Annotated in this window: 9 protein-coding genes; 2 read left to right on the top strand and 7 right to left on the bottom strand. The window is 67.1% G+C overall.

Annotated features, from left to right (window positions below; all coding sequences use genetic code 11):
• The first annotated feature begins 73 nt into the window (after window positions 1–73).
• Window positions 74–1,606, top strand: coding sequence for an IS21-like element ISPa65 family transposase (istA, locus tag AC3WW4_RS04115; RefSeq protein WP_086558084.1), 1,533 nt, complete (start codon window positions 74–76; stop codon window positions 1,604–1,606).
• On the top strand, window positions 1,596–2,426 hold the full coding sequence (gene istB / locus AC3WW4_RS04120) for an IS21-like element helper ATPase IstB (RefSeq protein ID WP_488827110.1): 831 nt from the start codon (window positions 1,596–1,598) through the stop codon (window positions 2,424–2,426). The genes istA and istB overlap by 11 nt, the downstream gene beginning before the upstream one ends.
• A 789-nt stretch (window positions 2,427–3,215) precedes the next feature.
• On the opposite strand, the gene AC3WW4_RS04125 is transcribed toward istB, so the two are convergent.
• From AC3WW4_RS04125 to AC3WW4_RS04155, 7 genes are all read right to left on the bottom strand, one after another.
• Window positions 3,216–3,908 (bottom strand): SDR family oxidoreductase, encoded by a 693-nt coding sequence (locus tag AC3WW4_RS04125; RefSeq protein ID WP_488827111.1) that lies wholly within the window; start codon window positions 3,906–3,908, stop codon window positions 3,216–3,218.
• 12 nt (window positions 3,909–3,920) lie between these two features.
• Window positions 3,921–5,147, bottom strand: a complete 1,227-nt coding sequence (locus AC3WW4_RS04130) for an MFS transporter (RefSeq protein WP_488827112.1) — start codon at window positions 5,145–5,147, stop codon at window positions 3,921–3,923.
• A 2-nt stretch (window positions 5,148–5,149) separates the two neighbouring features.
• Window positions 5,150–8,605 (bottom strand): pyruvate carboxylase, encoded by a 3,456-nt coding sequence (locus AC3WW4_RS04135; RefSeq protein WP_488827113.1) that lies wholly within the window; start codon window positions 8,603–8,605, stop codon window positions 5,150–5,152.
• Window positions 8,606–8,746: 141 nt separating this feature from the next.
• Window positions 8,747–9,952: a multidrug effflux MFS transporter gene (locus tag AC3WW4_RS04140; RefSeq protein WP_488827114.1), complete on the bottom strand. Its 1,206-nt coding sequence runs from the start codon at window positions 9,950–9,952 to the stop codon at window positions 8,747–8,749.
• Between the two features lie 6 nt (window positions 9,953–9,958).
• Window positions 9,959–10,906, bottom strand: a complete 948-nt coding sequence (locus AC3WW4_RS04145; protein ID WP_488827115.1) for a LysR substrate-binding domain-containing protein — start codon at window positions 10,904–10,906, stop codon at window positions 9,959–9,961.
• 61 nt (window positions 10,907–10,967) lie between these two features.
• Entirely contained in the window at window positions 10,968–11,840 is an 873-nt protein-coding gene (locus AC3WW4_RS04150) for an HpcH/HpaI aldolase/citrate lyase family protein (RefSeq protein WP_488827116.1), read from the bottom strand.
• Entirely contained in the window at window positions 11,837–13,225 is a 1,389-nt protein-coding gene (locus AC3WW4_RS04155; protein WP_488827117.1) for an MmgE/PrpD family protein, read from the bottom strand. Before AC3WW4_RS04155 ends, AC3WW4_RS04150 begins: the two co-directional genes overlap by 4 nt.
• Window positions 13,226–13,243: the final 18 nt, after the last annotated feature.

A 13,243-nucleotide genomic window follows, 5' to 3' on the forward strand; every position in this document is an offset into this window, starting at 1 on the left:
ACGTCCAATTTTGAGCCACGTTATCCACCTACCCTGCTGCTTTTTGCAGCAGCGGGGGACAGGAGTGATCAACGTGAGCACATTGAGCAAATTGCGCCGCATGGTCCACCGTGACCACCTGAGCGTGCGCGAAGCCAGCCGCAGGCTTGGCATCTCCCGCAACACGGCCACCAAGTGGCTTGAAGCCGATGAGATGGTCGAACCCCGTTATCCCAAGCGGGCGGCCATCCCGAGCGTTCTAGATCCTTACAAGGAACAGCTGTCCACCTGGCTGAAGGCCGACAGCCACCGCAACAAGCGCGAGCGCCGTGGCATCAAGGCCATGTTCCGGGCATTGCGGGCCATGGGCTATCCGGGCAGCCGAGGCCCGGTCTATGAGTTCGCCAAGCGCTGGCAGCAGGCGCAGTCCGATGCGCCCACGCGCATGGCCTTCGTGCCCATGAGTTTCGAGATGGGCGAGGCCTTCCAGTTCGACTGGAGCTGCGAGTACCTGTTCGTGGGCGGCATGCGCAAACGCCTGGAGGCCGCGCACACCAAGCTGGCGGCCAGCCGCGCCTTCATGCTCACCGCCTACTTCAGCCAGGCCCACGAGATGCTGTTTGATGCCCACGCGCGGGCCTTTGCTGCCTTCGGTGGCGTGCCCCGCCGGGGCATCTACGACAACATGAAGACCGCTGTCGACAAGGTTGGCCAGGGCAAGAGCCGCACGGTCAACGCCCGCTTCGAGGCCATGACGGGCCACTACCTGTTCGAGCCTGAGTTCTGCAACCGCGCCGCCGGCTGGGAGAAGGGCATTGTCGAGAAGAACGTGCAGGATCGCCGTCGCGGCATCTGGCTGGAGGCGGCCGAACGCCGCTGGCCTGACCTGGAGAGCCTCAATGCGTGGCTGCACCAGGCCTGCCTGGACGCCTGGCATGAACTGCCGCACCCCGAGTGGCCCGAGCTGACCATTGCCGACGTCTGGCAGCAAGAGCAGACGCACCTGATGCCCAACCCTGCGCCATTCGATGGCTATGTCGAGCAGGTGGCACGGGTAACGGCCACCTCGCTGATCCACTATCAGCGCAACCGCTACAGCGTGCCTTGCGAGTGGGCGCACGCAACGGTGAGCCTGCGCGCCTATCCTGACCGCTTGGTGGTGGTCGGCCCCAGCACCGATGCGCCCGAGCCGCCAGTGAGCCTGCCACGCAGTTTTGAGCGTGGGCAGACCTTGTACGACTGGCGCCATTACATCAGCCTGCTCGAACGCAAGCCCGGGGCCTTGCGCAACGGCGCGCCCTTCAAGACCATGCCCGAGCCCCTGCAACATCTTCAGGCGCACCTGCTGCGCCACCCTGGCGGCGACCGCGTGATGGCCCAGGTGCTCATGGCGATTACCTTGCACGGGCTCGATGACGTGCTCGTTGCCGTCGAGTTGGCGCTGCAATCCGGCCGCGTGAGCGCCGACCATGTGCTCAACGTACTGGCCAGGCTCAAGGAACCCGAAGCTGTGCACAGCTTGCCCGAAGCCGCCTTGACTTCACTGACGTTGCAGGAGCCGCCTCAGGCCGATGTGTCGCGCTATGACCGCCTGCGCCAGATCCAGGAGGGTGACCATGTCCAATGACATCGCCGCTGGCCTCAAGGGCTTGAGCCTGCACGGTATGGCCAGTGCCTGGCCTGAACTGCTGGGTATCGCGCGGCTCAAGTCGCTCGACCATGAAGCCTTGCTGCATCAGCTCATCAAGGCCGAGGGAGCGCACCGGGAAGTGCGCTCCATGGCCTATCAGATGCGCGCTGCCCGATTTCCCCATCACCGCGACCTGGCTGGCTTTGCCTTCGAGCAGGCCCAGGTGGATGAGGCGCTGGTGCGCCAGCTCCACGAGCTCAAGTTCATCGACTCAGCCCACAACGTGGTGTTCGTGGGTGGACCGGGTACCGGCAAGACTCACCTGGCCACCAGCCTTGGCATTCACGCCATCCGTGCACATGGCAAGCGGGTGCGCTTCTTCTCCACAGTGGAGCTGGTCAACATGCTGGAGTCCGAGAAAGCACTGGGCAAGGCCGGGCAACTGGCGCATCGGCTCATGTACGTCGATCTCGTCATCCTCGACGAGATGGGCTATCTACCCTTCAGTCAGGCCGGTGGCGCCTTGCTGTTCCACCTGCTGTCCAAGCTCTATGAGCGCACCAGCGTGGTCGTCACCACCAACCTGTCGTTCTCGGAGTGGGCCAGCGTGTTTGGCGACGCCAAGATGACCACGGCGCTACTGGACCGGCTCACCCATCACTGCCACATCGTCGAGACCGGCAATCAGAGCTGGCGATTCAGGCACTCGACGGCACAACCGGCCGCCAGCAAGTCCAACCGCATTAAAACACCCAAAGGAGCAGACCAGACAGTAGACTTATCCACATCCGAGCAGTCCATTTCTTCGTCAACCTAGTGGCTCAGTTTTGGACGTGACGCCTGGCTCAGTTTTGCTCGTGATTCAACAATCAGGGCTTTACCCTGATTGGCCAACGTACCGGGCTTCACGGCCTGAACGGCCTACCCGGTACTCATCGGCTAGGGCCGACGTGTCCAGCGCGGTCCTCGCTGCGCTCGGGCAAACGCCTTCTCCGTGCGCTTTTAGCGCACCGCACTTTGCACCGACTACGACGGTGCTTGTTGCTCTCCGAACGCATTTGCCCGAGTGCTTCGGGACCGGGGCTGTACGCCCCCGGATCTACGGCAACGCGGCTGGGGCCTCTCTCGGCTAGGGCCTCGTCCCTTGCCCGGCTCCCCTGCTAGTGCACGTCCCGCCTTGGGGGGCTGGACGCTGCTCCGGGCGCCTGCCCTGTGCAGCCGTGCCGGTGCTCTCCGGCCCTGGGGGGCCTGCGCGGAGCGTCCGCCGATCCCCGGCATCCTTGCTCCTTGCCCGCATCCTGCCGCACTCGTACAGCGGTCGTTATGTCTGCTTAACGATGCCCGAAAACTGTCTTAAGGCTGCCTCCAAGACACATTTTTGGTGGGTTGCATGGGCCCTGACGCAGGCACGAAGATGCGGAAAATTTTCTACACAGAGCTTCTACACAGAAGCATTTCATTTGAGCCATAAGGTTTTGATATACAATGAGGGAATCGAGAGGGTACCGAATCCCACCCTCTCCGCCAAAACAAGAAAAGCCTTGTAAGTCAATGACTTGCGAGGCTTTTTCTTTTTTCAGATCACGCTCCGTGCCGCCCTGCAAGCTCACCAGGGAAGGGGGTGGCCTTCATGATCAAAGAAGTCGCAGCCAGCTTGCCCGGCGGCCTGTTCGATGACGCGCACCAAGCCGCTCACGCTCTCTTCGACACTGAGGGTGGCGTTGGGGCCGCCCATGTCGGTGCGGACCCATCCGGGGTGCTGGGCCAGCAGGTGGATGTCCAGCGCGTCGCCCTGTTCAGTGGCCCACTTGCGGATCAGGCTGTTGAGCGCGGCCTTGCTGGCGCCATACAAGCCCAACTCCGGCGACAGCCCCAGTTCGACGCTGCCCAGGATGGAGCTGGTGAAAGCCAGCACGCCGCCACTGGGGACGAGCGGTCGTAGCGTCCGCGCAAGGCGCAGCGGCGCGACGGCGTTGGTGAGGAACACGTCGGTGATGTCCGCCGGGGCGAGATGCGCGACGGCCTGGTCTTCGGGGCCGGAGACGCCGGCGTTCAGGATGACCCGGTCAAGGGGCCTGTGCGAGAGCGCCTGCACGATGGTGGTGCCAGCGTCCGGGTCGTTGAGGTCACACGCGATGGTGTGCAAGCGTGTGGGGTACTGGGTCTGCAGGGCGTTCAGACCGGTGGCTGCCTGGGGGTGGCGGGCAATGGCGGTGACATGGTCGCCGCGGGCGAGGTAGGCCTGGGTGAGGCCCAGACCGATGCCGCGCGAGGCGCCGGCGATGAGGACATGGGACATGTGGACTCCGATTCAGCTCACGTTGTGTGAAGGCGGGGTGGCAGCGGGCACACGGCCCTGAACGCCGCGCGAGACCGCGAAGCCGGTCACGCAGAGCAAGGCGGCGATGGCACTGAACGACGTCAGCAGGCCGCCTTGATCGACGAAGAGGCCGACCACCAGCACGCCCAGGGCCTGCCCCAGGAAGAGGCTGCAGGCGAAGAGGGTCATGCCGGTGCCGCGGGCTTCGGGGGCCATCTGGGTGGCCTGGGTCTGCAAGGTGCTGTGGAGCATGTAAAAGCCCAGGCCCGCGAGACCGCAGCCGCTGATGGCAAAGGTCGCGATGGGAGACCAGGCGATGCCGATGACGCTGGCGGCCAGCAGCAGGCCGCCGCCCAGGGCCAAGCCGCGCTCACCCAGGAGCGTGATCCAGCGGCGCGCAAACTGGCTGTAAAGCAGGCCGCCCACGCCGTAGAGCACCATGATGGCAGCCGCCGTCGAGATGGAGAAGCCGAACTGGCTGACCAGCCAGGCGGGCGCGAACGGCAGCCAGCCATAGGCCAGCGCCCCTTCGATCAAGGCGAAGCCCAGGACCCAGCGCACGCGCGGAATGTGTAAGAGCGCCTTGGTGCGGGCGATGGAGGCGCGGGCACTGAGCGGGACGGCCGATGCCGCAGAAGCGGCAGGAGCATGGCGCCGCAGCAGGCTGATGGCGGCGACGAGAAAGCCCAGCCCGAGAGCGAGGAAAGCGCTCTGCCAGCCCCACATCTCGGAGGCGAAGCCGCCGAACCACTGGCCTGCCATCATCCCGAGCACGATGGACCCCAGCAGGCGCGCCAGCGTTTCCTGTCGCTGTTCGTAAGACACCTGATCGCCCACCCAAGCCAGGGACAAGGGGATGACGGCGGCCGCGGTGGCGCCCATCAGGGCGCGGGCGATCACCAAGGTGCTGAAGTTGGGCGACAGCGCCGTGAGCAGGCAGATGAAGGCGCTGGCCAGGCAGGCCCAGGTGATCACCTTGAGCTTGCCCATCGTGTCGCCCAGGGGGCCGTAGAACAGTTGCAGCACGCCGTACGCGAGGGCGAACGAGGAGACCACCCAGGCCGCATCCCCTGTGGAGACCTGGAAGCTGTGCACCAGCGAAGGCAGCATGGCGTCGCAGATGCGCAGGGCGGCCATGGCCGAGAAGCTCGCCAGGCCCAGCAGCCGGAGCGTGGCGGCGTGGTCAGGGTGTGCGGTGTGGGAGGCAGAAGGGGTCATGGTCAGGCGGCCCACTCCATGAGCAGACCCTTGGCGGGAACGCTGTCCCCTTGTTGAACGCAGAGGCTTTGCACGACGCCCTCGCGCTCGGCCACCACCAGGCTTTCCATTTTCATGGCCTCGATGATGGCGAGCACATCCCCCTGGTTGACGCGCTGGCCCGCCTGGACCGCGACGCGGGTGACGGTGCCGGGCATGGGGGCGGCGATGTGGCGGGGGTTGTCCTCGTCGGCGAGGCGATGGCGGCGGTGCGAGGTGCCGGCACCGGCCTGCGGAACGCGTACCAGGCGGGGTTGGCCATTGAGTTCAAAGAAGAGGCGGCATTGGCCATCGGGATCCGCCGGCGTGCGGCCTTGCAGTTGCACGTGCAGGATCTTGCCGGGCTCGATCGGCACGGCGATCTCTTCGTGCTCTGGCAGGCCGTAGAAGTAGGTGGGGGTGGGGATGGCGCTGACGTCACCGTACTGCTTCTGGTGGCGCGTGTAGGCGAGGAAAACCTGGGGGTACATCAGGTAGGACGCCAGGTCGGTGTCGCTGAGCTTGTGGCCCACGAGCTGTTCAGCACGTTGGCGCTCGGCTTCCAGGTCCACGGGGGGCAGGTGCTCGCCGGGGCGGCCGGTCAGCGGGGCCGCGCCTTTGAGGACCTTGTGCTGCAGGGCTGCGGGGAAGCCATCGGTGGGGAAGCCCAGTTCGCCCTTGAACAGCGAGACGACCGATTCGGGGAAGGCGAGGTCCTTGGCGGGATCGAGCACGTCAGCGGGTTGCAGACCGTTGGCGACCATGAACAGCGCCATGTCGCCCACGACCTTGGAGGTGGGGGTGACCTTGATGATGTCTCCGAACAGCAGGTTCACCTGGGCATAGGCTTCGGCGATGTCGGGCCAGCGCGAGGACAGGCCCATCGAGCGCGCCTGTTCGCGCAGGTTGGTGTACTGGCCGCCGGGCATCTCGTGGCGATACACGTCGGAGGTGCCGCTGCGGATGTCGCTCTCAAAGGGGCTGTAGGCGCGGCGCACGTCTTCCCAGTAATGGGACAGGTCGCGCAGGGCGGCGAGGCTGACCTGGGGCTCACGCGGTGCGCCTTCGAGGGCGGCCACGAGGCTACCCAGGTTGGGCTGGGAGGTCAGGCCGCTCATGGCGTCGAGTGCGCCGTCCACGATGTCGCAGCCGGCTTCGATGGCCGCCATGACGCTGGCGCCCGCGAGGCCGCTGGTGTCGTGGGTGTGGAAGTGAATCGGCAGGCCGGTTTCTTCCTTGAGTGCCTTGACCAGGGCGTAGGCAGCGCGGGGGCGGCAGACGCCGGCCATGTCCTTGATGGCCAGGATGTGGGCGCCGGCTTGCTTGAGCGCCTTGCCCATGCGCACGTAGTAGTCCAGGTTGTACTTGCTGCGCCGCGCATCGAACAGGTCACCGCTGTAGCAGATGGCCGCCTCGCACAGGGCACCGGTTTCGCGCACCGCGTCGATGGCGACGCGCATGTTGTCCACGGCATTGAGTGAGTCGAAGACGCGGAAGATGTCCACGCCGCCCTGGGCCGCTTGCTGTACGAAGTAGCGCACCACGTTGTCGGGGTAGTTGGTGTAGCCGACGGCGTTGGAGGCGCGCAGCAGCATCTGCAGCGGGAGGTTGGGGGCGGCCTCACGCAACTGGGCCAGGCGCTGCCATGGGTCTTCGTTGAGGAAGCGCATGGCGACGTCGAAGGTGGCGCCGCCCCAGCATTCGAGCGAGAACAGGTGCGGGGTCAGACGGGCGTAGTGCGGGGCCACCTTGACCATGTCGTGGGTGCGCATGCGCGTGGCCAGCAGGGACTGGTGGGCATCGCGCATGGTGGTGTCGGTGAGCAGCACCTGGGGTTGCGCCAGCACCCATTGGGCGAAGCCCTCGGGGCCGAGTTCGCGCAGGCGGTCGCGGGTGCCGGCGGGCACCGGCTGGCGCAGGTCGCAGTGGGGCAGGGTGGGCTGCGGCAGGGGCAGCGCGGGGAGCGTGCGGCCCTTCATCTCCGGGTGGCCGTTGACGCTGATCTCGCCGAGGAAGCGCAGCAGCTTGGTGGCGCGGTCGCGGCGCGGGTGGACGCGCAGCAGCTCGGGCGTCTGGTCGATGAAGCGGGTGGTGCACTGGCCGTTGCGGAACAGGGGGTGGCCGATGACGTTTTCAAGGAAGGCCAGGTTGGTGGCGACGCCGCGGATGCGGAATTCGCGCAGGGCGCGGTCCATGCGGGCGGTGGCGTCGTCGGCGGTGGCGCCCCAGGCGGTGACCTTGACGAGCAGGGAGTCGAAGTAGGGCGTGATGACCGCGCCGGAGTAGGCGGTGCCGCTGTCCAGGCGCAGACCGAAGCCGCCGCTGGAGCGGTAGGTGCTCAGTCGCCCATAGTCGGGCACGAAGTTGCGCTCGGGGTCTTCTGTGGTGACGCGGCATTGCAGCGCGTGGCCGTTGACGCAGATCTGGTCTTGCGGCGGCACGATGCTGCCGGGCGTGCCGATGGTGGCACCCTGGGTGATGGCGATCTGGGCCTTGACCAGGTCGATGCCGGTGACCTGTTCGGTGACGGTGTGCTCGACCTGGATGCGCGGGTTGACCTCGATGAAGTAGAAGGCGCCAGTGTCGGCGTCCATCAGGAACTCGACGGTGCCGGCGTGGGTGTACTGGACGGCGCGGCCGATGCGCAGGGCGGCGTCGCACAGAGCTTGGCGTTGGGTGTCGTCGAGGTAGGGGGCGGGGGCGCGTTCGACCACCTTCTGGTTGCGGCGCTGAACCGAGCAGTCGCGCTCGAACAGGTGCAGCAGGTGGCCGTGGGTGTCGCCCAGGATCTGCACTTCAACGTGGCGGGCGCGTTGCACGAGCTTTTCGAGGTAGATCTCGTCGTTGCCGAAGGCAGACAGGGCTTCGCTGCGGGCCACGGGCATTTGCGTGAGCAGGTCTTGTGCGCTTTCAATGATGCGCATGCCCCGGCCACCACCGCCCCAGCTGGCTTTGAGCATGACGGGGTAGCCGATGCGATCGGCGGCGGCAAGCGCTTCATCCGGATCGCGCGACAGCGGTGGCGTGGCCGGCATGACGGGGACGCCAGCGGCCTCGGCCAGGTTGCGGGCGGACACCTTGTTGCCGAGCGCGCGCATCACGTCGCTGGTGGGGCCGATGAAGGCGATGCCGGCGGCCGCACAGGCGTCGGCGAACTCGGGGTTCTCGGAGAGGAAGCCGTAGCCGGGGTGAATGGCGTCGACACCTGCTGCCTTGGCCACGCGGATGATCTCGGCGATGTCGAGGTAGGCGGCGATGGGCTTTTGGCCGACGCCGATGGGGTAGCTCTCGTCGGCCTTGAAGCGGTGCAGGGCGAAGCGGTCTTCGGTGGCGTAGACGGCGACGGTGCGGATGCCCATCTCGGTGGCGGCGCGCATGACGCGGATGGCGATTTCACCGCGGTTGGCGACCAGAAGGGACTGGATGGGGGCTCGGTTCATGGTGGGACGTCCAGGCTAGGCGGGGGCAATGAGAGTCTGAGTGGTGGCGCCAGGGTGAGGGGCGCCACGCCCGCCCGTCGACAAGGACGGGCAGCGAGCAAGGTGAGGGGCGTTGGCAGGCGGGTGTGGCGGGGCGCGGGGTCAGTCCGGGACGGGGCAGGGCTGGGGCGCGGTGGCCTGGTTGGCGACAAAGGCCCAACCGAAGCCGACCGCCAGCGCCACACCGACGACCAGGCCTGCGGCCAGGTGCAGGGCGCTGCCGAACAGTGCGGGAGCGACGAAGCCGCTGATGAGGGCGAAGATCAGCATCTGCACGAAGTTCTGCACGGAGGCGGCCAAGCCGCGCATGGTGGGCAACAGGCCTTGGGTGGCCACCGACAGCACCGGCATCACCAGGGCCACGCCGAAGGTGTAGATGAAGATGGGCAGCACCGCCCAGGGCACGGTGGCGGGATAGAGGGCGCAGTAGCCGAGGTTGACGAGGGCGGCGAGGGCCATCAGACCCATGCCCAGCGTCAGCTGGGCGTTCGGGGACAGACGATGGGCGAGGTGGCCTCCGAGGCCCGAGCCGACCACCATACCGCCGATCATGGGCACGAACAGCCAGGCAAAGGCGGTTTCGGGCAGGTGCAGCACGTCCATCACGAAGTGGGCGGCGGACGAGATGTAGAGCGCGAAGCCGCTGAAGGCAAAGCCGGCCGAGAGCACGCCCAGCATGTAGGGGCGAAAGGTCAGGGCGTGTTGGTAGCTGTGCAGCAGCCGCACCGGATGCAGGGTGTGGCGTTCGTTGCGCGGCAGGCTTTCCGGCAGCCACAGCAGCGTCAGGCCGATCAGCACCAGGCCAATGACGCACAGCAGCGCGAAGTTGGCCTGCCAGCCCAGGTAGACGTTGAGGTAGCCGCCGATGACCGGGGCGATGGCGGGTGCCACGCCAAAGACCATCATGATGTGGGACATCATGCGCTGCGCCGCCGCGCCGTGGAGCAGGTCACGCACGATGGCCTGGCCCACGACCATGCCAGCGCCGGCCGAGATGCCTTGCAGCAAGCGAAAGAGCAGCAGCCAGTTCAGGCTGGGCGCCAGGGCCGCACCGATGGACGCCAGGGTGAACAGCAGCAGCGAGGCCAGGATCACCGGCCGGCGGCCGAAGGCATCGGACAGCGGGCCGTAGAACAGGTTCATCACCGCATAGCCGAAGAGGTAGATGCTCAGTGTCTGCTGGACGGCGACGTCGCCCACACCGTAGTGCGCAGCGATGCTGGGGAAGGACGGCAGGTAGGTGTCGGTGGCGAACGGGCCGAGCATGGCCAGACCGCCGAGGACCAAGGTGAGGGCAAGCGTGTGCATCGCAATTCAGGCGCGGAGGCTGAGGTGGGTGGTGACGATGTCGTCGAAGACTGCGCAGACGCGTCGCATCAGGTCTTCACGAGCGCGACCGGGTTGCCAGATGAGGCCCATCTGCAAGGAGATGTTGGGCAGCACGAAGGGCAGCTTGGCGAGCAGCTTGAGATCGACGAAACGGTTGGCCAGGGCGTTGGACAGCACCCCCACGGCATCGGTGCCGCGCAGGATGCCGATGTTGCTCATGTTGGAGACCGAGTCGATGTGGCGACGGGGCAGGGTGATGTCGTGCTGTGCGAAGAACTCGTCGATGGCCGCGCGGGTGATGGTGCGAGGCGGGGGCAGCAGCAACGGGTACTGGGCGACGTCTTCCCAGGTGATGCGGGCGCGGCGCAGCAAGGGGTGATCGACGCGCACGACCGAGGTGATGGGGTCTTCGTAGAGCGCGCGGGTGGTGAGGTCGGACGCGGTGTTGGAGTGCGAGAGGTTGCCGATGATGAAGTCGAGTTCACCCGAGCGCAGCTTGGGCAGCAGGGTGCTGGTGGTGCCTTCTTCGACGCGGATGGAGGCGCCGACGGAGGTGGCCTCGATGCGCTGGATGAACTGCGGCACGAGGATGGCGGCCGCAGCCGGCAGTACACCCATCGAGAGCTTGGCAACGCGGCCTTCGCGGATGTGTTGCAGCTCGTCGTGCGCTTTGTTCATCTCGTTGAGGATGTCGCGGGCGTGGCTGATGAGGCTGGAGCCGCGCACCGTGGGCTCCATGCCGCGGATGGTGCGTTTGAACAGCTCGACGTTCAGCTCGGCTTCGAGCGCGGTGAGCGCCTTGGAGACGGCCGGCTGGCTGACATTGAGGTGCTCCGCAACTTTGCTGACGCTGCGGTGTTCGTCCAGCGCCACCAGCATCTGCAGGTGACGGAACTCGAGTTTGGCGACGAGGTTGCCGTGGGGGAAGGTCATGGAAATGCGGCCTGGTACTGCTCTGAGGCGACGATCTCAGCAACACGTCGAGTGTAGTGAGTCATGGGGTGGCCTGGGCACGCTGCAAGATCCGTTCCGCCAGACGAATCACCGGTGCATCGACCATGGCACCGTCCACACGGATGGCGCCGCCGCTGGCCTGCTGGACGGCGGTGAGCACGCGCTGGGCCCAGGCCGTTTCCTCGGGGCTGGCGCGGAAGGCGCGGTGCACGGTCTCGATCTGTTTGGGGTGGATGCACATCTTGGCACCGAAGCCAAAGCGGCGGCTGCGCTGGGTGTCGCGCGTGAGGGCCTCGGTGTCGTCGACCGCGGCGGTCACACCGTCGACCGGGGACGGCAGCTGATGGCAGCGCGAGGTGGTGAGCAGGGCCCAGCGGGCGGGCGCGAGCTCGGCCTCATCGGGGCCGCAGGCCATGCCGAGGTCGGCTTGCAGATCAAGGTGGCCGAGGGCCAGGCGGGCGACCTGGGGGGCCGCGGCGATGGCGTCGAGCTGGGCAAAGCCCTGGGCGCTTTCGATCAGGGGCAGCAGGGCCAGGCCGGGCAGTTGCGTGGCGACCTCGTGCAGCGCCGTGCCGGATTCGGCCTTGGGCAGCATCAGGGCCAGCAGGCCGGGAGCGTGCGAGGGTGATTGCAGATCGCGCAGCAGGTGTAGGTCGGCGGCCCACTCGCGGGTGCCATGGGGGTTGCTGCGCAGCAGCAGGCGAGCGCGGTCATCGGCGCTCAGACTTGGCCAGGCGGCCAGCAGGGCCTCGCGGGCGCTGGCCTTGCGTTCGGGCGCGACGGCATCTTCGAGGTCGATGATGACGAGGTCGGCGCCGCTGGCCAGGGCCTTGGCCCAGCGCTCGGGGCGGTCACCGGGCACGAACAGGAAGCTGCGCGCCCAGCCGAGGCGTGAGGTGGGGGAGTGGCTCATGCGGTGCGCTCCGGCAGTAAGCGATCTACGGTGGGCCAGGTGGCGATCTGCCACAGGCGGTCGACAGCAGCGGCCATCTCGGCGGCGCTGGCGCCTTGGCTGAAGGCGGCCAGGCGCAGGGCCTTGGCTGTCAACTCCTCGCGACAGAGGGTGTTACCGGGGTCACCCTTGGGTTCGTCCACGCGACCTTCGAAAACGCGGCCATCGTGGGTGGTCACGGTGACCTTGCCGATCCAACGGCGTGGGTAGGCCCGGTCCACCTCTTCGTCGAGCACCATGGTGACGCGGTCTCGCAAGGCCTGGGTGACCTCGTCCTGGAAGTGGTGTTCGAACTCGACCAGGCCGGCGTGGCCATACTGCGCCACCAGGGCGAGCACCGTACCCATCGAGAACTTGCTTTGGTGCACGGTGACCGGTTTGACCACGGGGCCGAGCACGTCGATGGCACCTTGGTGCACCCGGGTGGTGATCTGGGCCAGATCCTGGTGGCTCAAACCGTGCGCCTGCATCACGGCCAGCAGAGCATCGGCCGCCGGGTGGGTGTGGCGGCAGGAGGCGTGGTACTTGAACGAGGTCTCGACGGTGGTCCAGCGGGTGACGGGGCCACCGCTCAGGACCTGGTCGAGGCCATCGGTCAGGCGTGCCGGGTCGGCGTCGGTGGACATGCCCACGCCCATGCCTTGTGGGCCCTCGAAGATCTCGGCTGCGCCGGTGAAGCCTTGTTGGGCCAAGGCGGCAGACATCAGCCCAGCGGCGGCCGCGTGGGCGGTATGGAGTTGCTTGCTGTCGGCAGCGGTGCGCAGGAACTCCCACAGGCCGGCCGACTGGGTGCCGGCCGAGCCGAGGGCGTGCTGCATCTGCTTGGCGTCGAGTCTGAGCAGGTGGCCCACCGCGGCGGCCGCGGCCAGGGTGCCGGCGGTGCCGGTGGTGTGGAAGACGCGGTAGTGTGAGCGGCCCAGGAACTCGCCGACACGGATGCCCACTTCGTAGCCGGTGACGCAGGCGGTCAGCAGGTCACGACCGGAGGCGCCCAGGGCCTGCGCCATGGCCACCGCAGCGGGGAAGACGACCGTGGCCGGATGGAAGACCGAGCCGTTGTGCACGTCGTCCTGCTCAGCCACGTGCGAGGCGGCCGCGTTGGCCATGGCGGCCATGTAGGGGCTGGTGCTGGCGCGGGTGGTGATCACTTCAGCGGGGCCGCTGGCCGGCCCCATCAGCTGGGCGAACTGGGTGATGGTGGCCACGGGGCGGGAGCCATGGCCGGCCACGGCCGAGCCGAACCAGTCGATGAGCAGGTCTTCGATCTTGTGGACGACGCTGGCGGGCAGGTCGTCAAAGCGGAGTTGGGCGGCAAAGGTGGCCAGGGTGGCGCTGGGGGTGCTCATCGCAGAGGGGTCCTTGAC

It is taken from the genome of Aquabacterium sp. TM01, from assembly GCF_057808345.1.

Coding starts and splice junctions, on each gene's coding strand:
- istB (WP_488827110.1), top strand. CDS start 1,596: ATGTCCAATGACATCGCCGCTGGCCTCAAGGGCTTGAGCCTGCACGGT.
- AC3WW4_RS04125 (WP_488827111.1), bottom strand. CDS start 3,908: ATGTCCCATGTCCTCATCGCCGGCGCCTCGCGCGGCATCGGTCTGGGC.
- AC3WW4_RS04130 (WP_488827112.1), bottom strand. CDS start 5,147: ATGACCCCTTCTGCCTCCCACACCGCACACCCTGACCACGCCGCCACG.
- AC3WW4_RS04135 (WP_488827113.1), bottom strand. CDS start 8,605: ATGAACCGAGCCCCCATCCAGTCCCTTCTGGTCGCCAACCGCGGTGAA.
- AC3WW4_RS04140 (WP_488827114.1), bottom strand. CDS start 9,952: ATGCACACGCTTGCCCTCACCTTGGTCCTCGGCGGTCTGGCCATGCTC.
- AC3WW4_RS04145 (WP_488827115.1), bottom strand. CDS start 10,906: ATGACCTTCCCCCACGGCAACCTCGTCGCCAAACTCGAGTTCCGTCAC.
- AC3WW4_RS04150 (WP_488827116.1), bottom strand. CDS start 11,840: ATGAGCCACTCCCCCACCTCACGCCTCGGCTGGGCGCGCAGCTTCCTG.
- AC3WW4_RS04155 (WP_488827117.1), bottom strand. CDS start 13,225: ATGAGCACCCCCAGCGCCACCCTGGCCACCTTTGCCGCCCAACTCCGC.